14 protein-coding genes, 4 tRNA genes, 1 other RNA gene and 1 pseudogene are annotated in these 20,026 nt (G+C 72.9%); 12 read left to right on the top strand and 8 right to left on the bottom strand.

The genetic code is table 11. From position 1 onward, the window contains the following. Nucleotides 1-184: 184 nt before the first annotated feature. From ACFWMZ_RS17650 to ACFWMZ_RS17615, 8 genes are all read left to right on the top strand, one after another. On the top strand, nucleotides 185-502 hold the full coding sequence (locus ACFWMZ_RS17650) for an Lsr2 family protein (RefSeq protein ID WP_383181338.1): 318 nt from the start codon (nucleotides 185-187) through the stop codon (nucleotides 500-502). Nucleotides 503-655: 153 nt separating this feature from the next. Further along, nucleotides 656-727, top strand: a tRNA-Gly gene (locus tag ACFWMZ_RS17645). 97 nt (nucleotides 728-824) lie between these two features. Next, nucleotides 825-897, top strand: a tRNA-Gly gene (locus ACFWMZ_RS17640). Between the two features lie 291 nt (nucleotides 898-1,188). Then, the gene (locus ACFWMZ_RS17635; protein ID WP_383181315.1) at nucleotides 1,189-2,172 is read left to right on the top strand and encodes an ABC transporter ATP-binding protein; all 984 of its coding nucleotides are present in this window, start codon (nucleotides 1,189-1,191) and stop codon (nucleotides 2,170-2,172) included. Continuing rightward, nucleotides 2,169-2,978 carry an ABC transporter permease gene (locus ACFWMZ_RS17630; protein ID WP_383202495.1) on the top strand — a complete coding sequence of 270 codons (810 nt, stop codon included), beginning with the start codon at nucleotides 2,169-2,171 and terminating at the stop codon, nucleotides 2,976-2,978. The genes ACFWMZ_RS17635 and ACFWMZ_RS17630 overlap by 4 nt, the downstream gene beginning before the upstream one ends. A 47-nt stretch (nucleotides 2,979-3,025) precedes the next feature. Continuing rightward, on the top strand, nucleotides 3,026-4,369 hold the full coding sequence (locus tag ACFWMZ_RS17625) for a sensor histidine kinase (protein ID WP_383202492.1): 1,344 nt from the start codon (nucleotides 3,026-3,028) through the stop codon (nucleotides 4,367-4,369). A 9-nt stretch (nucleotides 4,370-4,378) separates the two neighbouring features. Then, nucleotides 4,379-5,035 carry a response regulator gene (locus ACFWMZ_RS17620; RefSeq protein WP_383202489.1) on the top strand — a complete coding sequence of 219 codons (657 nt, stop codon included), beginning with the start codon at nucleotides 4,379-4,381 and terminating at the stop codon, nucleotides 5,033-5,035. Nucleotides 5,036-5,060: 25 nt separating this feature from the next. Beyond that, nucleotides 5,061-5,136 (top strand) — tRNA-Gly (locus ACFWMZ_RS17615). A 102-nt stretch (nucleotides 5,137-5,238) separates the two neighbouring features. On the opposite strand, the gene ACFWMZ_RS17610 is transcribed toward ACFWMZ_RS17615, so the two are convergent. The 6 genes from ACFWMZ_RS17610 to ffs form a co-directional block, all read right to left on the bottom strand. Next, complete coding sequence (locus ACFWMZ_RS17610) at nucleotides 5,239-6,141, bottom strand: phosphoribosylaminoimidazolesuccinocarboxamide synthase (RefSeq protein WP_383202486.1); 903 nt, start codon at nucleotides 6,139-6,141, stop codon at nucleotides 5,239-5,241. Between the two features lie 116 nt (nucleotides 6,142-6,257). Then, nucleotides 6,258-7,751 (bottom strand): N,N-dimethylformamidase beta subunit family domain-containing protein, encoded by a 1,494-nt coding sequence (locus ACFWMZ_RS17605; RefSeq protein WP_383181329.1) that lies wholly within the window; start codon nucleotides 7,749-7,751, stop codon nucleotides 6,258-6,260. Between the two features lie 1,371 nt (nucleotides 7,752-9,122). Further along, complete coding sequence (locus ACFWMZ_RS17600; protein WP_383202483.1) at nucleotides 9,123-10,970, bottom strand: hypothetical protein; 1,848 nt, start codon at nucleotides 10,968-10,970, stop codon at nucleotides 9,123-9,125. A gap of 378 nt (nucleotides 10,971-11,348) precedes the next feature. Further along, nucleotides 11,349-12,623: a phosphoribosylamine--glycine ligase gene (purD, locus tag ACFWMZ_RS17595; protein ID WP_383172768.1), complete on the bottom strand. Its 1,275-nt coding sequence runs from the start codon at nucleotides 12,621-12,623 to the stop codon at nucleotides 11,349-11,351. Nucleotides 12,624-12,683: 60 nt separating this feature from the next. Beyond that, on the bottom strand, nucleotides 12,684-14,840 hold the full coding sequence (locus ACFWMZ_RS17590) for a DNA polymerase III subunit gamma and tau (RefSeq protein ID WP_383202480.1): 2,157 nt from the start codon (nucleotides 14,838-14,840) through the stop codon (nucleotides 12,684-12,686). A gap of 37 nt (nucleotides 14,841-14,877) precedes the next feature. Beyond that, an RNA gene (gene ffs / locus ACFWMZ_RS17585) (signal recognition particle sRNA small type) lies at nucleotides 14,878-14,976 on the bottom strand. A 71-nt stretch (nucleotides 14,977-15,047) separates the two neighbouring features. Between ffs and ACFWMZ_RS17580 the strand changes: the two genes are divergently transcribed. Then, a tRNA-Ser gene (locus tag ACFWMZ_RS17580) sits at nucleotides 15,048-15,135 on the top strand. 115 nt (nucleotides 15,136-15,250) lie between these two features. Here ACFWMZ_RS17580 and ACFWMZ_RS17575 read toward each other — a convergent pair. Together ACFWMZ_RS17575 and ACFWMZ_RS17570 are read right to left on the bottom strand one after the other, a co-directional pair. Next, complete coding sequence (locus ACFWMZ_RS17575; RefSeq protein WP_383172772.1) at nucleotides 15,251-16,141, bottom strand: helix-turn-helix domain-containing protein; 891 nt, start codon at nucleotides 16,139-16,141, stop codon at nucleotides 15,251-15,253. Further along, nucleotides 16,138-16,935, bottom strand: coding sequence for a peptidoglycan-binding protein (locus ACFWMZ_RS17570; RefSeq protein WP_383172774.1), 798 nt, complete (start codon nucleotides 16,933-16,935; stop codon nucleotides 16,138-16,140). The genes ACFWMZ_RS17575 and ACFWMZ_RS17570 overlap by 4 nt, the downstream gene beginning before the upstream one ends. Nucleotides 16,936-17,475: 540 nt before the next feature. On the opposite strand from ACFWMZ_RS17570, the gene ACFWMZ_RS17565 reads away from it, so the two are divergent. The 3 genes and pseudogenes from ACFWMZ_RS17565 to ACFWMZ_RS17555 all read left to right on the top strand — a co-directional run. Further along, complete coding sequence (locus ACFWMZ_RS17565; protein WP_383172776.1) at nucleotides 17,476-17,967, top strand: peptidoglycan-binding domain-containing protein; 492 nt, start codon at nucleotides 17,476-17,478, stop codon at nucleotides 17,965-17,967. A gap of 232 nt (nucleotides 17,968-18,199) precedes the next feature. Beyond that, entirely contained in the window at nucleotides 18,200-18,856 is a 657-nt protein-coding gene (locus tag ACFWMZ_RS17560; RefSeq protein WP_383202477.1) for a hypothetical protein, read from the top strand. An 806-nt stretch (nucleotides 18,857-19,662) separates the two neighbouring features. Next, a pseudogene (locus ACFWMZ_RS17555) lies at nucleotides 19,663-19,967 on the top strand (TetR family transcriptional regulator); the annotation flags it as partial. Nucleotides 19,968-20,026: the final 59 nt, after the last annotated feature.

The following is a 20,026-nucleotide window of genomic DNA, read 5'->3' as shown; positions in this document are numbered from 1 at the left end:
TGTCCGCCGCTGTACAAAGGAATGGCCGCGATAAAGCGGCATTCCGCAGAAACAGCCGAACCACCGGCATCTCCGCACGTCCCGGCCGCGTCCCGGCAGGTCGGCGCCCCGGTCACCCGACCGCGAGCCGCCCCGCGGGCACGGATCGACCGGACCGGGGTGCCGCATGAAGGGACCGATATTCGTGGCGCAGCGAGTCGTGGTCACTCTCTTCGACGACATCGACGGCGGTGAAGCGTCGGAAACGGTCGCCTTCGGGCTGGACGGCACGTCGTACGAGATCGACCTGAACCAAGCCAATGCGGAAAAGCTCCGCGAAACGCTGGAGCCCTACCTCCGCGCCGGACGCAAGCGCTCCGCCTCCGGCCGCGCCTACCGGCGGACCTCCGTCGCCGCCGACCCCGCCGCGGTGCGCGCCTGGGCGCGCTCGCACCAGATGGAGGTGCCGCCCCGGGGGCGGATCCCGAAGAAGGTCTACGAGGCGTTCGAACAGGCCAACTGACCGGGGCGGGCGCGGCCGGCCCGGCGGGGGTGGCCCGCGCCGGGCGCGCGCTCCCGGGGGCGCGCGCAGCCGACTTGCGCAACACCCCTGGTGATCAGCTAAAGTCTGGAGCACGCCGAGGGGCGAGGCCGGAAGGCCGAAACCCCAGGTTGTGCGGGTGTAGTTCAGTAGTAGAACACCCTCTTTCCAAGAGGGAGGCGCAGTGTGCAATTCCTGTCACCCGCTCTTCAGCACCACCTGGCCCTCCGGGGGTCTTCGGACCACTCGGAAGTTCGGGTAGAGTGAGGGAAGCGCCGATCGGTGAGAGCCGGTCGGATGCGATGCGGACGTAGCTCAGTTGGTAGAGCGCAACCTTGCCAAGGTTGAGGTCGCCAGTTCGAACCTGGTCGTCCGCTCCGTTGAAAGGCCCCAGTCGTTGACTGGGGCCTTTCGCTTGTCTGCCTTGGCCTCAGGCGCCGGCCGGCCTCTTGGCTCAGGCGCCGGCCGGGCTGGGGTTTGGCTGCGGCCCGGCTTCTCCGTGCCGGTCACGGATGGCCTCAAACGCCGGCCGGGCTGGGGGGGGTAGCTGTGGTGGGCTGGGGGGTGGCTGTGGGTGGGCTGGGGATTGGTCGTGGTCTGACATTTGTCATGAGGACCGATGACAGGGCGCACTGTCGGGGGCGGGGGGCGGCGGGGAGGGTGGAGGCATGAAGACCGAAGACCACGTGATCGATGTGACCGATCTGCGGCGGGTGTACGGGGGCGGCTTCGAAGCAGTGAGCGGCGTCTCCTTCACCGTCGGCCGCGGTGAGCTGTTCGCCCTGCTCGGCACCAACGGCGCAGGCAAGACCTCGACCCTGGAGATCCTCGAAGGACTCGCGCGCCCGGCCTCCGGCCGCGTACGGGTGCTCGGGCACGACCCGTACGCCGAACGCGACGCGGTCCGCCCGCGCATCGGCGTGATGCTCCAGGACGGCGGCTTCCCCGCCGAACTCACCGTCCGCGAGACCCTGCGGATGTGGGCCGGGTGCACCACCGGCGCCCGCCCGATCGGCGAGGCGCTGGAGATGGTGGGGCTCGGCAAGCGGGCCGACGTCCGCGTCAAGGTGCTCTCCGGCGGCGAGAAGCGCCGTCTGGACCTGGCGCTGGCGCTGCTCGGCCGCCCCGAGGTGCTCTTCCTCGACGAGCCGACCACCGGACTGGACGCCGAGGGGCGCCAGGACACCTGGTCGCTCGTCCGCGAGCTGCGCGCCCAGGGCACCACGGTGCTGCTGACCACGCACTACCTGGAGGAGGCCGAGGCGCTCGCCGACCGGCTGGCCATCCTCCACGAGGGCCGGATCGCCAGCGAGGGCACCGTCGAGGACGTGGTGAGCGCGCAGCCGTCGCGGATCACCTTCGACCTGCCCGACGGCTGGTTCCCCGGTGACCTGCCGCCGCTGGACCGGCTCGGCGTGACCGGGCACTCCCACGACGGCCGCACCGTGCGGCTGATGACGCAGAACCTCCAGCAGGCCGCGACCTCCCTGCTGGTGTGGGCGCGGGACGCGGGCGTCACGCTCGGCTCGCTGGACGTACGGGCGGCCTCGCTGGAGGAGGCGTTCCTGCACATCGCCCGTGAGGCCGACGGCCGGGGCGAGCCCGGCACCGGTTCCGACCCCGCCGACTCCCGGAAGGAGACCGCCGTATGAGCGCCGTCACCACCTCCCCCACGCCCACCGGGCAGCCGGAACGCACCCGGCCGCTGGGGCGGCTCGCCGCCCTGGCCCGCGCCGAGCTGGCACTGCTGGTCCGGAGCAAGGGCGTGATGTTCGCGGCGCTCTTCGTGCCGTTCGCGCTGCCGTTCAGCGTCGCCCAGACCGTGGACGAGGAGACGCTGAAGGGCACCGGGCTCACTGTCGGCCTGGTGCTCCTGCCCGGGGCCATCGGCTTCTCCCTGCTCTTCGCCGTCTACAGCTCACTGGTCGCCATCTACGCGACCCGCCGCGAGGAACTGGTCCTCAAGCGGCTCCGCACCGGCGAGCTGCGGGACAACGAGATCCTGGCCGGGACCGCCCTGCCCTCGATGGTGATCGGCCTGGTCCAGTCGGCCGTCCTGATCGCCGGCTGCACCGTCCTGCTCGACGTGGGCGCACCCCCCGCGCCCCACCTGGCGGTGATCGGCATTCTCCTCGGCATCGTGCTGATGGTCTGCCTCGCCGCGCTCACCAGCACCGTCAGCCGTACCGCGGAGTCGGCGCAGGTCATGGCGATGCCGGTGCTGCTGGTGCTGATGCTCGGCTCCGGCATGGTGGTGCCGCTGGAGGTCTTCCCCGACTCCCTCGCCTCCGTCTGCGAGCGGCTGCCGCTCGCCGGAGCGATGACACTGATCCGCGGCGGCTGGACCGGCGACCTGTCGGCCGGCGACGTGCTCCAGGCCGCCGTGGTCTCGCTGGCCTGGATCGCGCTGACCCTGTTTGCTGTACGCCGGTGGTTCCGTTGGGAACCCCGCCGCTGACCGCTGGCCGGCAGCCACCGCCACCAGGCATCGAGGGACGGATCACCATGGCCGGGACCGAGGACGAGGGCTCGTACGGCGCAACCGCCCAGGCGGCGATCAGGCGGCCCCGGTCGTGGTGGGGACGGAAGGGCACCGCCGCCAAGGTGGAGGCGTACACCCGGATCTCGTTCCAGTTCTTCCCGGTGATCCAGTTGCTGACGGCCCTCTTCTCGCTCGCCCCCGTACCGGCTCGCTCCGCGCTGCCGGTGGCGGGGGCGGTGCTGGTGCACACCGCCGTCGGGCTCCGGCTGACCGGGCAGGCGCTGGACTGGGCGGCCGGGCGCCGGGCGCAGCCCCGGCGGCTGCTGGGCGTGTACGTGGCGTTGAGCTTCGTCGGCGCCGCCGTCTCCGCTTTCCTCCTCGTCACGCTGCCGACCGACCCTCCGGACGCGTACTACACGGCCTGCGCGGGGACCTTCGTCCTCTTTCTCGCCTTCGGCTGCGGCCTCGGGGTGCTGGTGCTGCGGAAGGACCGGCAGAGCCTGGTGGCGGTGCTGGTGGCCACCTTCGGCGGGTGGCTGCTGGGCTCGCTCCTGTTGCCCGCGCCCGCCGCGGCGGCCCTCGCCCTCTCCACCCTGCTCAGCTCGGGCGGCCTCACCCTCGCTTCCCGCTTCTCCGTCTGGCTCCTGCACGCCGTCTACGAACTCGACGAGGCCCGCCGCACCCGGTCCCGGCTCGCGGTGGCCGAGGAGCGGCTGCGGTTCGGGCGGGACCTGCACGACGTGCTGGGCCGCAACCTCTCCGTCATCGCGCTCAAGAGCGAACTGGCGGTGCAGCTCGCCCGGCGCGAGCGGCCGGAGGCGGTCGAGCAGATGGCCGAGGTGCAGCGGATCGCCCAGGAGTCGCAGCGCGAGGTCCGCGAGGTGGTCCGGGGGTACCGCGAGGCCGATCTGTACACCGAGCTCCTCGGTGCGCGGGGCGTGCTGAGCGCCGCCGGGATCACCTGCACCGTCACCGGCACCCCGACGGGGCTGCCCCGCCCGGTCCAGGCGGCGCTGGCCTGGGTGGTCCGGGAGGCGGTCACCAACGTGCTGCGGCACGGCAACGCCGCGCACTGCCGCATCGCCCTGACCGTGCGGCGCGCGGGTGCCCAGGGCTCGGAGTGGCCCGCCCTCGCCGAGCTGACCGTCGAAAACGACGGCGTACCGACCGCTGAGCCGTCCAGCGCCGAGAGCTCCGGCGGCCACGGTCTCGCCGGGCTGCGCGAACGGCTCGCCGCAGAGCAGGGGACCCTGGAGGCCGGGCCCACGGGCGCGAGCGCGTTCCGCGTGGTGGCACGGGTACCTGTACCGGAGGCGGGCCCCTCCGCCGGGGAGGGCGGCGTGCCGGGCCGCCAGGAGCAGGAGTAGGAAGATGCCATGACGGACCAGACCCCCGAACCGCCCGCGCCCGCCGCCCCCGGCGGGGCGCCCGTCCGCGTCCTGCTCGCCGACGACGAGCACCTGATCCGGGGCGCTGTGGCCGCGCTGCTCGCGCTGGAGGACGACCTCGTGGTGGTCGCCGAGGCGGCGACGGGGCCGGAGGCGCTGGCGATGGCCCGCGCCCACCGCCCCGACGTGGCCGTCCTCGACCTCCAGATGCCCGGCGCCGACGGTGTGGCGGTGGCCACAGCGCTACGCGACGAACTCCCCGCCTGCCGCGTCATGATCGTCACCGGCCACGGGCGCCCCGGCAACCTCAAGCAGGCCCTCGCGGCCGGGGTGCGCGGCTTCGTCCCGAAGACGGTGAGCGCGCAGCGACTGGCCGAGCTGGTCCGCTCGGTCCACGCCGGAAACCGCTACATCGACCCGGAGTTGGCCGCCGACGCGATCGCCGCCGGGGACTCGCCGCTCACCGCCCGCGAGGCGGAGGTGCTGGAACTGGCGGCGGACGGGGCGCCGGTGGCGGAGATCGCCGAGCGCGCCGCCCTCTCCCCCGGCACCGTCCGCAACTACCTCTCCTCGGCCGTCACCAAGTTGGGCGCCGAGAACCGGCACGCGGCGGTACGTCTCGCGCGCGAGCGGGGTTGGGTATAGTGGTGCCCGCGCCACGGCGCAGCAGGCGAACGTAGCTCAGTTGGTAGAGCGCAACCTTGCCAAGGTTGAGGTCGCGAGTTCGAACCTCGTCGTTCGCTCCACGGAAGAAGCCCCGGTCCATCGGACCGGGGCTTCTTCGTGCGCCCATCGGCTGCCGCCCGCCGCCCGCGCCCCGGTACGAGGGCGCGGGCGGCCTTCGGGGCTCAGCCCCAGCTCACGCCGGTCAGCCGCTCGTACGCCTCGATGTACTTGGCGCGGGTGCGGGCCACGACCTCCTCGGGCAGCGCCGGCGGCGGCTGCTCGGAGCGGCGGTCCCAGCCCGATTCGGCGGAGGTGAGCCAGTCGCGGACGAACTGCTTGTCGAAGGAGGGCTGGGCGCGGCCCGGCTCCCACTGGTCGGCGGGCCAGTACCGCGAGGAGTCCGGGGTGAGGACCTCGTCGGCGAGGATCAGGGTGCCCTCGGCGTTGTGGCCGAACTCGAACTTGGTGTCGGCGAGGATCAGCCCCCGTTCGCGGGCCACCTCCAGCGCCCTGCTGTAGACGGCGAGGGTGGTCTGGCGGAGCTGGGCGGCGGTCTCGGGGCCGACCAGACGGGCGACCTCCTCGTAGGAGACGTTCTCGTCGTGGTCGCCGACGGCCGCCTTGGTGGCGGGGGTGAAGATCGCGCCGGGCAGTTCGGAGCCGTTGACGAGGCCGGGCGGGAGGGCGAGGCCGCAGACGGTCTGGCTCTCCTCGTACTCGACCAGGCCGGAGCCGGCCAGGTAGCCGCGCGCGACGCACTCGACGGGCGCCATCTCCAGGGACTTGCACACCAGCGTGCGCCCCTGCCAGTCGGCGGGCGCCCCCTCGGGGAGCGTGGTGGAAAGGATGTGGTTGGGGACCAGGTCGGCGAGCTGGTCGAACCACCACAGGGAGAGCTGGGTGAGGACGCGCCCCTTGTCGGGGATCTCGGTCGGCAGCACCCAGTCGTACGCCGAGACGCGGTCGCTGGCGACCATGACGAGGTCGCCCGACTCGCTCTGGTAGAGGTCGCGCACCTTGCCGGTGTGCAGATGCAGCAGGCCCGGTACTTCGACGGGCTCGGGCTTTTCGACGAATCCGGACACGGTTCCTCCCCGTGGTTCTGGCCAATGCCTCCGATTCTTCCGCATCACCCGGGCTCCGGCCCGGTCAGGGTGGCGGGCGGGGCCGGGAGGCGGCCCCCGGGCCCGGCGGGGGCGGGTCAGTCGCGTTTGCAGATGCGGTCGAGGAGGTTGGCGGTGGCGCGCTGGACCCGTTCGTCGACGTGGCCGGGGCGGTCGAGCGCCGGGGACCAGGCGAAGGTGCCGGAGGCGAAGACGAGGGCGCCGCTCGGGGCGCGGTACAGGGAGGTCTCCTGGTGGCGCTTGGTCCCCTCGTGGTCGCGGTAGGGCGAGTGGGCGAGCAGGATGCGGCTGTCGTGCTCGGGGAGCCGGGTGCGCGGGAAGTACCGGTCGGCCTCGCCCGCGACCATGCCGGGCAGCTCGTCGCCCTCGTGGGCGCCGGTCGCCTCCCAGAGCCAGTGCGAGGCGTTGCGCACCACCATCGGGTGCGGCTCGGGGACGCGGCCCGCGTACTGGATGCCGAGGAGCTGCTGCTCGGCCCGGTCCACCTCGCGCCAGAGCGTGGGGCGGCCGGGGCCGCGGCGCTTGCGGCAGGTCAGCATGCGGTCCGGGACGCCGGAGGCCGACGGCGACAACTCGACCTTCCAGTACATGGTGTTGGCGGAGAGGAAGACCAGCGAGGTGCCGTGGTCGCGGGCCAGCTCCACGGTGTCGCGCATCGGCACCGACCAGTACTCGTCGTGGCCCGGGAAGACCAGGCCCCGGTAGCGGGTCGGGTCGATGCGGCCGGAGTGCAGGTCGCGGGTGTCGGCGTAGGCGAGGTCGTAGCCGTACCGCTCGGCCCAGCGGATGAAGTCGTAGGCGTGGCCGACGTGCAGGGGCAGGCCCGCGCCCGCGTACGGCCGGTCGAAGGAGAGGGTGACGGCGGCGTCCTCCTCGCCGAGGAGCTTCCCCGTCTCGTCCCACGCGTGGTAGAGGCTGGCGCCGGTCCGCCCGTCCTCCGGGTAGAGGTTGTAGGCCTGCCAGGTCACATCGGGCAGGACCAGCAGCAGGTCGGCCGGGTGGCTGTCGCGCACGGTGAACGGCACGTGCGAGCGGTACCGGCCGTCCGCCGTGGTCAGCACCGCCACGTACGCGCCGATGCTCCACAGGGTGGGGACCTGGAGCCGCCAGGAGAGCCACCAGTGGTGGCAGGAGACCGTGCGGTCGGCGGTGAGGGGCGGGGGCTGCACGATGCCCGAGAGGCGTGGGCTGGTGGTGATCTTCGACGCGCCGTCACCGCCGTAGTGGCCGATACGGTAGACGTCCACGGAGAACTGCTGGGGCGGGTTGACCGTGATGTGGAAGTCGATCGACTCGCCGGGGGCGACGGCTCCCGCCGAGGCGAACCCCTTGATCTGCTGGTCCACGTCGTCGGCCGTGCGCGGGCCGCTGCCCGATCTCGGCGGCGGGATGCGCGGGCCCGAGGCGCCCGGCGCCGGGGCGTGCTCCACGTACCAGGGGACCACCTGGCCGGTGTCGTCGAAGTAGTTCTCGCTTCCGCGCAGCCAGGGGACCGGACCCTGGCCGAAAGGGTCCGACACGGCGTGCGCGTACGCACCCGATTCCCACCGGCGGATGTGACCCGACCCCATGCGGCTCCCCTCCCTCGCTCACCGGAGTCCGCGCTGCCGCGTCCACTCCGCATCCGGCGACCGCGCCCAGCACATCACATTACGCACGCGCTCCGTCACCGTTCGTCTCGAATTGACGGGAACGGAGCGCATCGCTCCCCTTGGTCGCGTCGTTTTGGTCCGGCTATCGGGATAGTCGTCCCGCTGCGGGGGTGTCTTCGCAGGCACGTTCCGCCTGCGGCGGGCGGGGGGCCCTGGGGGTGTGGCTCCGCCCGGCGCCCCCGGCTGGGCAGTCGGGTGACACAGGGCCGGGTTTCGGACATTCCCCGGCCCCCTCTTGACTGGCCTCAAGCGCCGGCCGGGCTGTCTTTGGCGGCTGTCCGGCTTTCGTGTGCCGGTCCGAGATGGCCTCAGGCGCCGGCCGGGCTGTTCCTTGGGCTGCGGCCCGGCTTTCCCGCGCCGGTCACGGATGGCCTCAAGCGCCGGCCAGGCTGTTCCTTGGGCTGCGGCCCGGCTTTCCCGCGCCGGTCACGGATGGCCTCAAGCGCCGGCCAGGCTGTTCTTCGGGCTGCGGCCCGGCTTTCCCGCGCCGGTCACGGATGGCCTCAAGCGCCGGCCAGGCTTGGGGTGGGTGCGGTTTGTTTTGACCGTGGCGGTCACTGATTGGCCTCAAGCGCCGGCCGGGCTGGGATTTTTTCGGTCGGCGTTGGCTTTGAGTGACGGCCCTGCCAGGGGTTCGCGGTCCCTCCGGTACGTGGGTGGGGTGGGGCCGCGCCGGGGCACCTCCTCACAAACTGACAGCTCAAGGGTCAGTCGCATCAAGGCGGCCGAGGTTGTCAGTTTGCTGCGGGGGCACCCCGGCACGACCCCATCCCACGGTCTCGTACGCGACCACCCGCCGGTGGTGGGCGAGACCGTCCCCCATTGCTCGATCCGCCACCGTGACGGTGATGAGTGGAGAACCACTTCACCGCTCCACGACAGTGACCACCGGCGACCACACCTGTCGGACGAAAGACTGCTCGGCGACGGCCCCACCCGCCACCGGCGGATAGCCGCCGACGAGACGGGAGGGCGGGGACGGGCCGGGGTGCCCCCGCAGCAGACTGACGTGAGGAGCCAGAATGATCCAACTAGCTCCAGCCTCGTCAGTCTGTGAGGAGGTACACCGGTGCGGCCCCGCCCGCGCCACCCCGCGGACAAACCGCGAACCCCCCAGCCCGGCCGGCGCTTGAGGCCATCTTGGACCGGCACGGTCAAGACGCGCCGCAGCCAACCCCCAGCCCGGCCGGCGCTTGAGGCCATCTGGGACCGGCACGGTCGAGACGGGCAGGACGGCCAAAGACAGCCCGGCCGGCGCTTGAGGCCAACGAGCCGGGCGGGCAAGTGAGGTCAGACCAGCCGGACGGGCTTCTCGGGGCGGACCCCGGTCTGGCGGAGCCAGGCTCGCAGGGGGCCACCGTCCCCCTTCTCGACCAGCCCGGTGACCCGGGCCGCCAGGTCCGCCACCCGCTCCCCCCGGACGAGCAGCGCGGGCCCGTCGAGCCAGTCGAGCCCCGGCAAGGCCCCAGCCGTGTCCATCGCGGAGCAACACACCATGGCCACCACGTGCTCGGCGAGCAACTCCCGCCCGGTACGCGGCGGCTGCAAGGGGCAGAGCGGCAGATGCCCGCCCGCCCACAGCGTCTCGTCGGCCCCCTGCCCCACGGCGGCCGGTGCCGCCGCGGGCGAAGCGGCCTCCTCGCGGGCCAGCTCGGCGGCGAGCGCCCCGGCCAGCTCCTCGGCGCGCTCGGCCAGCCGTCGGCGTACCTCGCCCCCGGGCTGGGGGTCTCCGGCCATCCGCGGCCCGGCGGTCCGGGCGGCCTCGGGCCCGTCCCCTATGTCCACGCCCGTCCGCAGTGCCAGCTCGTCGTCGGAGGCGGCGGCCAGCTCCTCCTCGGTCAGTTCGGGAAGCTGCCCGCCCGGTTCGGCGGTGGGCTCACCGGCCGGCACCGCCAGATGCTCCAGCACCCGGGCGAGCGTCGCCCCACCCGGCTCGCCCCGGTCCGGGCGGCCGGAGGCGGGCACGCCCAGCTCGTCCAGGACCCGGTGGAGGCGGGACGCCTCGGTGCGCCAGGTGCGGTCGACGACCTCGTCCGCGTACCCCTCCCAGTCGACGGGCAGCCATTCCGGCTCCCGTCCGGCGGGCTCGCCGTGAAAGAGGCGGGCGGCGAGGAGGGAGGCCGACTCGTCCACGGTGCCGGGCTCCTCCAGCAGGTCGCAGGCGGGGCGCTCGCCGAGCCGGGTGGTGAAGCCGTCGGCGAGCCGGTCTCGGCGGGAGAGCTCGGTGAGGGCGGCCACCACTCCGGCGTCCAGCCGGGAGGGCCAGCGCCCTATCCGCCAGGCGGGCAGGGCGACCCTGTTCAGCAGGCGGTCCCAGCCCGCGTAGGCGAGGCCGACCTGCTCCTGGGCGGCGATGCGCAGGCCGTAGTCGACCGTCTTGGCGCGCTCGGAGGAGGTGGCGGCGACCGCCCGCTCCATCTCGGCGGCCTCCTCCCGGCAGGCCCGCAGCAGCGCCTGGGCGACCCGGCCCGTCCCGCCGAGCACCAACCGGGCCAGCGGGCCCCGGTCCGGCTCGGTGCCGAGGGCGGCGGCCGCGTCGAGGCCACGGACGAAGCGGCGGGCGGCGATGATGTCGGGCTGTGCCGAGGGGCCCGTACCCGCGACGACCGGGGCCAGCACGGCGCGCAGCTCGGCCACCCGCATCCACCACAGGAAGGGCGAGCCGATGACCAGCACCGGCGCGGGCGGCGCCTGCCCTCGCCCGGAACGGCCCGCTCCGGCGCCGAGCGCCGGATGGCTGCGGTCCTCCAGCCAGCTGTCGCAGTCGGGGGTGAGCGCTATCGCCGAGGGCGCGGGCACCTCCAGCCGGTCGGCGAGGTCGCGCACCAGGCGGTGCAGATCGGGGGCGGACCGCTCGGTGACCGGCACGGTCGGGCTGACCGCGGGCCGCGCCCGCGCCACCGCGAGAGCCACCGCCGCCGCGACGACCAGGACGACCACCGCGACGGTGCTCACCACCGCCCGGGCCGCGTCCCAGCCCGCCCCGGCGAGGACCCCGGTGGGGCCGCCGGCCAGCAGGACGACGGCGAGGGCCGCCGGGAGCAGGGCGAGGGCCACCGCCCGGCCGCGGGTCCGCAGCACGGCGACGGCCCCGGCGCGCGCTGCTTCGGCGCCCGCCTGCGCACTCACACCTGACACGACCGGTCACACCCCTTTATCGCCCGCCCGGCGCCCGCTGTCCCAGCCGGCGTCGGCGTGCTTCGACGGCGTTGCACATTCCCCCACTCTGGCACCCGGCGCTGACATCGCAATGCCGGTGGGCCAAGTGCCGCACGCCCCGGTCCACGGGCCGCAGAGCGCTTGCGCGGCACCCTAGTTGGGGGTGGGCGGACCGTCAGCCGGATGGAGGATCGGTCACTCGATGGAATGCCTTTGGGCAGAGCTCGCCCGCCATGCGCGCGCCTCTGCGATCCTCACGCGCCCCCGCCGACGGCCCCGCACGCCCCCGGAACGCCGCGTCCCCCGCCCACGGCCCAAGGCCGGTGAACGGGGGACGCGAAAAGCAGCGGGGTGCGGTCAGCCGCGCTCCTCCACGGCGACCCGGGCCGCGATGTCGGAACGGTGCTGGGAGCCGTCCAGCCGGACGCGCGCCACGGCCGTGTACGCGCGGTCGCGCGCCTCGGTCAGGTCGGCCCCGGTGGCGGTCACCGAGAGGACCCGGCCGCCCGCGCTGAGCACCGCGTCGCCCTCGCGCCGCGTGCCGGCGTGCAGGACGTACGCCGCGGGGGCGTCCAGTTCCGCGACCTCCGCGAGCCCGTCGATCGGGTCGCCGGTGCGCGGCGTACCCGGATAGTTGTGCGAGGCCACGACCACGGTGACCGCCGCCTCCTCGCTCCAGCGCAGCGGCGGCAGCGCGGCGAGGGTGCCGTCGGCGGCGGCGCGCAGCACCCCGGCGAGCGGGGTCCGCAGGCGGGCCAGGACCACCTGGGTCTCCGGGTCGCCGAAGCGGGCGTTGAACTCGATGACGCGGATGCCGCGCGAGGTGATGGCGAGCCCGGCGTAGAGCAGGCCGGAGAAGGGGGTGCCGCGGCGGCGCAGCTCGTCCACGGTGGGCTGGAGGACGGTCTGCAGGACCTCGTCGACCAGCTTCGGGTCGGCCCATGGCAGCGGCGAGTAGGCGCCCATGCCGCCGGTGTTGGGGCCTTGGTCGCCGTCGAGCGCGCGTTTGAAGTCCTGGGCGGGCTGGAGCGGGACGACCGTGCGGCCGTCGGTGACGGCGAAGAGCGAGACCTCGGGGCCGTCGAGGAACTCCTCGATGACGACGCGGCCGCCACCGGCGGCGGCGCAGTTCAGCGCGTGCTCGCGGGCCGCGTCCACGTCCTCGGTGACGACGACGCCCTTGCCCGCCGCGAGCCCGTCGTCCTTGACGACGTAGGGCGCGCCGAAGGCGTCGAGGGCGGTGTCGATCTCGGCGGGGGTGGTGCAGACGTAGCTGCGGGCGGTGGGGACCCCGGCGCCGGCCATGACGTCCTTGGCGAACGCCTTGGACCCCTCCAGCCGGGCGGCCTCGGCGGACGGCCCGAAGCAGTCGATCCCGGCCACGCGGACCGCGTCGGCGACGCCCGCGACGAGCGGCGCCTCCGGCCCGACCACGACCAGGTCGGCGCCGAGGCCGCTGGCGAGACGGGCGACGGCGGCGCCGTCGAGCGCGTCGACCGGGTGCAGCTCGGCCACCTCGGCGATGCCTGCGTTGCCGGGCGCGCAGTGGAGCGCGGTGACGTCGGGGTCGAGGGACAGGGAGCGGCACAGGGCGTGTTCGCGGGCGCCGGAGCCAATGACAAGGACCTTCACAGGCCTCAGCCTAGCCCGGCCGGGGGACCGCCCCTGTACGGGCTGCCGAGAAGCGGCCCCCTACTCGTTCGTATATTCCTCCACCACCGTGGCCCCCAGCTCGCGCACGATCAGGTCGTGACCGGAGAGGGCGGTCTCGTCGAGGTCCGGGTCGTCGGCCTCGGGGATGTCGTCCTCGATGGAGGTGGTCCGTCTCGGGGGCTCCGGTGCCGGGCGCCGCTCCTCGCGCTGCGGCGCGGGCGGGCTCTGCGGCGCGGGCGCCGAATTCGAGGCGGGACCGGGCTGCGGCGGGCCGGGCGCGGGCGCCGGAGGCGGGGCGGGCGCCGCGGGGCGCGGCTGCGCCGGGGCCTGGCCCCAGCCGCCGCCTCCGCCACCGTCGGGCGGGGTCGACGGAGCCTGGCCGCCCGAGGCGTCGACGAGGGTCTCGATCTTCCAGTTGACGTGGAACTGCTCGCTGAGCGCCTGCTTCAGTACGTCCTCGCTGCCGCTGCTCGCGAAGTTGTCCCGCGCGCCGGCGTTGAGGAAGCCGAGCTGGAGCGTGGTGCCGTCGAACCCGGCGACGTGGGCGTTCTGGCTGAGCAGGATCCAGGTGAAGCGGCGGCGGTTCTTCACCGCCTCCAGGACGTTCGGCCACAGGGCGCGGGCGTCCACCGCTCCGGGCGGGGGCACGGCGGGCGCCCCCTGCGGCTGGGCATGCCCCTGGGGCCGGCCCTGCCCCTGCGGCGGCTCGGGCTGCTGCGGGCCAGGACCGGGACCGGGCCCGGCGGAGGCTCCCGCCGTCGGCCAGCCGCCGGGCCGGCGCGCGGCGGGCGCGGGCGCGCCGGAGCCGGGCGCCGCCGAACCGGGCCAGGCGCCCGGACGGGCCGGGGGCGCCTCGGCCGGGGGAGCGTCGGCGGGCGGGGCGGGCGGGACGCTCTGCTGGGGTGCGGGCGCGGGGGGCGCCTGCGGAGCCTGCTGCGGCGCGGGGGCGTACGCCTGCGGGACCGGGGGCGCGGCGGGCGCGTACCCCGGGCCGGGCGCGGCGGGCGGCGGGGCGAGGGCGGCTGCCTGGGCCGGGGGCCCGCTGCGCTCCAGCCGCTCCAGGCGGGCGAGGGTGGAGCGCTCGTCGTCGTAGGCGGCGGGGAGCAGGACCCGCGCGCAGATCAGCTCCAGCTGGAGGCGGGGCGAGGTGGCGCCGCGCATCTCGGTCAGGCCGTCGTTGACCAGGTCGGCGGCGCGGCTCAGCTCGGCGGCTCCGAAGACGGAGGCCTGGGCCTGCATCCGCTCGACCACGTCGGCGGGGGCGTCGATGAGCCCCTTGTCGGCGGCGTCCGGCACAGCGGCGAGGATCACCAGGTCGCGCAGGCGCTCCAGCAGGTCGGCGACGAAGCGGCGTGGGTCGTTCCCGCCCTCGACCACGCGGTCCACCACCTCGAAGGCGGCAGCGCCGTCCCCGGCGGCGAAGGCGTCCACCACGGAGTCGAGCAGCGACCCGTCGGTGTACCCGAGCAGCGAGGTGGCCATGGCGTACGTCACGCCGTCCTCGCCCGCGCCGGCCAGGAGCTGGTCCATCACCGACATCGAGTCACGCACCGACCCGGCCCCGGCCCGCACCACCAGCGGCAGCACACCGTCCTCGACCCGGCTGCCCTCCTTGCCGCAGACCTCCGCCAGGTACTCGCGGAGCGTCCCCGGCGGCACCAGCCGGAACGGGTAGTGGTGCGTACGCGACCGGATCGTCCCGATGACCTTCTCGGGCTCGGTCGTGGCGAAGATGAACTTCAGGTGCTCCGGCGGCTCCTCGACGACCTTCAGCAGGGCGTTGAACCCCGCCGAGGTCACCATGTGCGCCTCGTCGATGATGTAGATCTTGTACCGGCTGGAGGCGGGCCCGAAGAACGCCTTCTCCCGCAGGTCACGGGCGTCGTCCACACCACCGTGCGAGGCGGCGTCGATCTCGATCACGTCGATCGAGCCGGGTCCGTTCCGCGCCAGGTCGACGCAGGACTGGCAGGTCCCGCAGGGGTCCGGGGTGGGACCCTGCTCACAGTTCAGGCAGCGCGCGAGAATCCGGGCACTGGTGGTCTTGCCGCAGCCGCGCGGTCCGCTGAACAGGTACGCGTGATTGACCCGGTTGTTCCGCAGCGCCTGCTGCAGCGGATCGGTGACATGTTCCTGCCCGATGACCTCGGCGAACGACTCCGGGCGATAACGGCGGTACAGCGCGAGAGACGACACGCCTACGAGCGTACTGGCGACCACCCACACACCCCGAAACGCAAGCGCCCCCCACGCACCCGCCAGAGCCGACCTACCCTTGCTGCCTTCCGGCCCTGGGGGAGTTCAGTCAGATAGCGCCACGTGAGGGGCTGCGCCCAAGGTACCCGATCCCGCCTCCGGATACGAGTTCGCGACCACTCCTCGCGGTCATGTAATGTTTGCCGCGGAGGATTCGCCTAGAGGCCTAGGGCGCACGCTTGGAAAGCGTGTTGGGGGCAACCCCTCACGAGTTCGAATCTCGTATCCTCCGCCATTGCTCTCACCGGGCAATACGTTGAAGGGCCCCACCGTTCGCGGTGGGGCCCTTCGGCGTTTCCTCTCATCTGCAGTCTCAACGTGACTCTTCGGAACCCTCCGCTCCCCTGCCGTCAGGCTCGTTCGGAGCCCGGCTGCGCCGAGGGCGAGGGGGGCCTGGCGGAGGGCTCGGTCACCCGGGCCTCGAAACACTCCCGCTCGCGGTCGGCCGACGCCGGCCGGAAGCAGGCCCGGACGGTGCCGCCGACGGTGGCCTCAGTCATCGCGGTGTAGACGAAGGCCGCCGCGTCCTCCGCGTTCCCGATGCGCACGCTGTGGGTCGGGCCGTCTGCCGTGACGTCCACCCGGTCGCCGATCTCGGTCCCCCAGGTCCGTACCCAGCTCGCCCCGCACTTCTTACTGTGCCGCAGTTCGACATGGGCGCCGGTTGCGGTGCGGTGCGTGGCGAGGGTGTCGGGGCCGATGCCACAGATCAAGCGCATCGGATCCCGCCCTTCGCAGGCGGCCCCATGGCACAGCGGAGCGAAGGAGAAAGGGACGGAGGAGGGGGACGGTTCGGCCCTGGGCGCCTCGGGGTCCGGCAGCAGGAAAAGCAGCACGACGGCGACACCGCCGACGATCACGCTGTAGGCCGACGCCAGCAGTACCAAGAGCCTGGAACGTCCAAGGCGTCGTCGAGGCCCTTCGGTCGTGGCGGCCTCCACGGACTGCGGCGGCGGACCTTCTGTCGAAGAGGAGGAAGCGGGCTGGGGGGCGGCCACCGAGCGACCGCTCCAGCGCGACTCGGCAATCTCCCAGAGGGCCAGCAGCCGCCCCTGCGGTTGGTCCGCGAGACGGCACAGCTCCTGTACGGCCTGGCGTGGAGGCAGGGCCTTGCCGTTGAGGTAGCGCTCCCAGGAGGACTTGCTGTACGCCGTCCGCTCCGCCAGTGCGGCCAGACTCAGCCCCGCACCGGCCCGCAGCTCCCGCAACGCCGCGACCAGCCGGGTGTGTTCCGGGGTCACGTCGGATCTGCCTCACGCAGGGCATTCCAGGTCGGCGGGTCGATGACTCCGTTCACGATCAGCCCGTTCCTCTTCTGCATGTGCTCGACCGCTCGTCGGGTCTTCGGGCCGAAAACACCGTCGATGTCCCCCGGAACGGTACCCGCCCGGCGCAGCAGACACTGGGCCTCGGCCACTTCGAGGCCCACCTGGGTGTTGGAGAGAAGCACATCCGCGGTCGGGCTCAGCCCCGCGTGCCAGCGGCCGTCGTGTCTCTCCAGGCGGCAGGTGTAGATGACCGGGACCAGAGTCTCCGACACGGTGGCCGGCGCGGTCGCGACGGTGGCGTCGCGCTGGCGGGCGAGCTGGGTACGGGCCTCGGTGAGCCGCACAGCCAGCAGGAGGGCCGCAGAGGTGGACAGGACGGTGACCAAGGCCGCCGCGGTGAGCGCGGCGCGCAGGTGGCGCCCGTACGGCTGCCGCTTCCCGGAGACCTGTGCCGGAGGTGCGGGCAGGCTCTCGGGCGCCCGGGCGGCGGGCTGCCGTCCCTCCCACCAGCGTTCGGTGGCGATCTCGTGAAGCGCCAGCAGGCGAACCGGATCCTCGCCGCAGACCCGGGACATCGCCGCCACGGCCTCCTGCGGCGGCAGGAACCTGCCGTTCAGGTACCTCTGCCACGACTTCGCGCTGTATCCGGTCCGCGCGGCCAGTTGCCGCGAGCTGAGTCCGCTGCGGTCCTTCAGCCCGCGCAGCCGGACGATGAGCTGACGGGCGGGCGGGGGCAGTTCCGCGGGCAGTTCCTTCCAGCGGGGCACGCTTTTCCCATCACGTTCCGGACCGCAGGCGCGGCCTCCATACGTCGGCCTCATTCTGCATCAGCTGTCACGGGCGACGCAGAGAGGGAGTCTCCGCGACAGCCCGGCGGGCCTCCGCCCGGGTGTGGAACCGGCCGTCGCTCCGGCGCCGTGAATCCCGCCGCGGAGACTTGTCGGTCGGCATCTGCGCAGGCCGGAACGCGGGACGTCCCGGAACGGGGCCACTTCCGCGGCAGCTGTAGCCGAGCGCCGCGCCGCTCCCGCATGCTCGGTGCAGAACCGGCCGAATTCGGTCGACGCCATGGCGTCACCCGGCCGGCAGCGCCACCCGGCAGGCGGGCGACTCCCGCCCAGCAGGGCGACCCCGAGACCAACACGCGGAAGAACCTGGGCGTTTCCGGGCACACCGGACCTGAAGCAGATTCTGCGTACCTTGCGAAATCGAGAGGCTTCCACGAATCCCCCATCAAGGTTCGCGAGGAACGTCCTCTTCGAAATGAAACAACGAATGAGAAGGGTTGAGTCGTGCAACGAGCAGCCATGCCGATCCGCATGCAGATCGGAGTACTGGGGGCGCTGCCCCTCCTTGTCGCCGGCATGTCGGTCGGCCCGGTTTTGGCTACACCGGCCCACGCCGCCTACGGGCCTTGCAACACCACCTCATGGCGTGACGTTCCCACTCTCGGCGGGAAGAACGAATACAAGATTCCAGCTCGTTCGGGCAATGGAATCTCCTGTTACCTGGGCTACCGCGAGGGCTCTTCTTCAGCGGTCGAGGCCCTTCAGCAGGCCATCACCATTTGCTACCCCGGCACCTGGGCCGCCAGGAGGATCCACAACTCCGATGGTATCGACGGCATCTACGGCACCGGCACAGTCGAGGCGGTGAGATGGCTGCAGATCAACAAGCTCAACCTCGCCAGCAGCGCGGACGGTGTCTACGGCCCCCAGACGCGAGGGAAGATGCGGTGGCCGCACTATTACGACCGTGGTGCGCTGCTGAACTCCTGCAGCAACCCGTCCACGCTCTGACCCGACCGGCCGAGCGATATCCGATGCCGTTTCCGGACTGCCCGAAGGCCACTGTCGACTCGGCGGATTCGCAGGCTGTGGCGGGGAGACGACAATCACCGCGAGGGGCCTGGCAGGAGAGGCGGCTGCCGGGGAGGGAAACCCCTGCACCCTACCAAACGGGCCTTAGTTATCGGCCAATAGAAGGCTCAAGACTGCCATATGAGGCAGCCTTCACATCAGCGAGGAAACAGTGCACAAGCGACGGGTAATTTCTGCGGCCTCTCTGGCCGTCGTGGGTTTCGCACTTTCGGCCTGCGGCGGCGACGAGGAAGGGACGGCAGCACAGGATTCACCATCGGCAACGGCATCGGCATCGGCATCGGCACCGGCGAGCAGCGAAACCCCGGCAGCCGACGACAGCAGCGGCGACAACGGCGGTGCCGCTCCGGCCGAGGGTGACGTCACCGCGCCGGGCACCAAGCTCAAGGTCGGCGACCGGGCCGTTCTGCCGTTCGCGTACACGAGCGACAAGAAGGGCACCATCGCCGTCACTGTCACGGCCATCGAGAAGGGCGCCGAGTCCGACATGGCCGCCTTCGGTGACAAGGCGAAGGGCATGACGCCCTACTTCATCAAGATGAAGGTGGAGAACGTCGGCGGCACCGACCTGTCGTACGCCTCGCTGAAGCTCGACGGTGTACTGGAAGGCGGCGCGGGCACGGGCGTCATTCTGATGGGCGACATCCCGGGCAAGTGCGACAGGGAGACCGCGCCCCGCGAGTTCACCACCAAGGGCGCGTCCTACGAGACCTGCTCGCTGGCCGCAACGAAGATCACGCCCGTCACCGGCGCCGGGTTCGACGAGGGCGACACGTACAGCGACAGCCCGGTCGTCTGGGCCAACTGAGGCGAGGTTCACGCCATGCGGTAGCCGGAGGGTGGCATCAGCGAGGTGCTCGCCGCGTACCGCGACGAGAGAGCGATGTCCAAAGACGGCGAGCCAGCCCTGCCCGGTGGCGGCGCCGCAGTGCCGGCGCGTTCACAGGGGGAGTATCGGCATGGAGGCGGAATACCGTCGTCCGGGATCGACGGTCTCGCTGCACCACAATCCGAGGACCGCCTGCCCCCCTGCGCCCGTCCCTAGCTGGTGTTCGTGCCACAGAGGCCCGCAATCAGCCCGGAACGGCTCGGGCAGTGTCGCCGCGTACGCGCCTGCCTCGGCAGGTGGGGCAGAGCCACGATCACGGGCTGGCGGCCCCTGAGTGAGGGGCTCTCAGTCGAACCGATCGCGGTCCGTCGCCTGAGCGGCGGGCCTCGCCACTACGCGGCGTCCGCGCCCCGCCGAGGGTTGCAGTTCGGGTTGCGTTCATGGGCGTTCGGGCGGGTCCGTCCGAGCGACCCAATACCACTGGCCCCCAGGTCAGAACGTCTGCGAACCCGTCCGGACCCCCAGACGAACAGTTGGAAAGCGTGTTGGGGGCAACCCTCACGAGTTCGAATCTCGTATCCTCCGCCCTTGCTCTCACCGGGCAATACGTGGAAGGCCCCCGCAGCTCGCTGTGGGGGCCTTCCACGTTGGTGATCCAATCCCTCGTTCCGGTCGGCGCCGGCCACCCGTCGAGGTGACGCGTCACACCTTGTGGGCACGCCCCAGGCGGAGGCCGGCCAGGTTGGCCAGCAAGGCGCCGGCGAGCGTGGAGACGGCTCCGCCGGGAGGTCGCACGGACGGGCGAGCAGTCGGCGGCCGACGCGGTCCGGGCGGTCGGCCGGTTCATCGCCCAAGCATCCAGAGCCCCGGCTTTCGCGGCCGCGCCTTCCTCAACGCGGTGGCCGAACACCCCGGCCCCGCCCACCCCGTCCACCAGGCCGTCCTCCCCCACCGCCAGTGGTTCCTGGAGACCGTCACCGAGTCGCCGGCGCAGGTCGGCGACCAGCCCGCCGGCTGCCTCTTCGACCCGGAGCCGATCGCCGAGACCTTCCTCCAGGGCGTCGAAGGAATCCTGCGGGTACGCGGCGCCCGAGCGGCTGCGCGTCACCGCGCCGGCCGGCGGTCCTCGGCCGGGCGCCCTGCCGGGCG

Origin of the sequence: Streptomyces sp. NPDC058373 (assembly GCF_042723275.1) — a bacterium.
Classification (GTDB): Bacteria; Actinomycetota; Actinomycetes; order Streptomycetales; family Streptomycetaceae; genus Streptomyces.
The sequence above is the reverse complement of the archived record's forward strand: the minus strand, read 5'-3'. Positions and strand labels throughout refer to the sequence as shown.

Coding starts and splice junctions, on each gene's coding strand:
- ACFWMZ_RS17620 (WP_383202489.1), top strand. CDS start 4,379: ATGACGGACCAGACCCCCGAACCGCCCGCGCCCGCCGCCCCCGGCGGG.
- ACFWMZ_RS17605 (WP_383181329.1), bottom strand. CDS start 7,751: ATGGGGTCGGGTCACATCCGCCGGTGGGAATCGGGTGCGTACGCGCAC.
- ACFWMZ_RS17625 (WP_383202492.1), top strand. CDS start 3,026: ATGGCCGGGACCGAGGACGAGGGCTCGTACGGCGCAACCGCCCAGGCG.
- ACFWMZ_RS17630 (WP_383202495.1), top strand. CDS start 2,169: ATGAGCGCCGTCACCACCTCCCCCACGCCCACCGGGCAGCCGGAACGC.
- ACFWMZ_RS17635 (WP_383181315.1), top strand. CDS start 1,189: ATGAAGACCGAAGACCACGTGATCGATGTGACCGATCTGCGGCGGGTG.
- ACFWMZ_RS17565 (WP_383172776.1), top strand. CDS start 17,476: ATGCCGATCCGCATGCAGATCGGAGTACTGGGGGCGCTGCCCCTCCTT.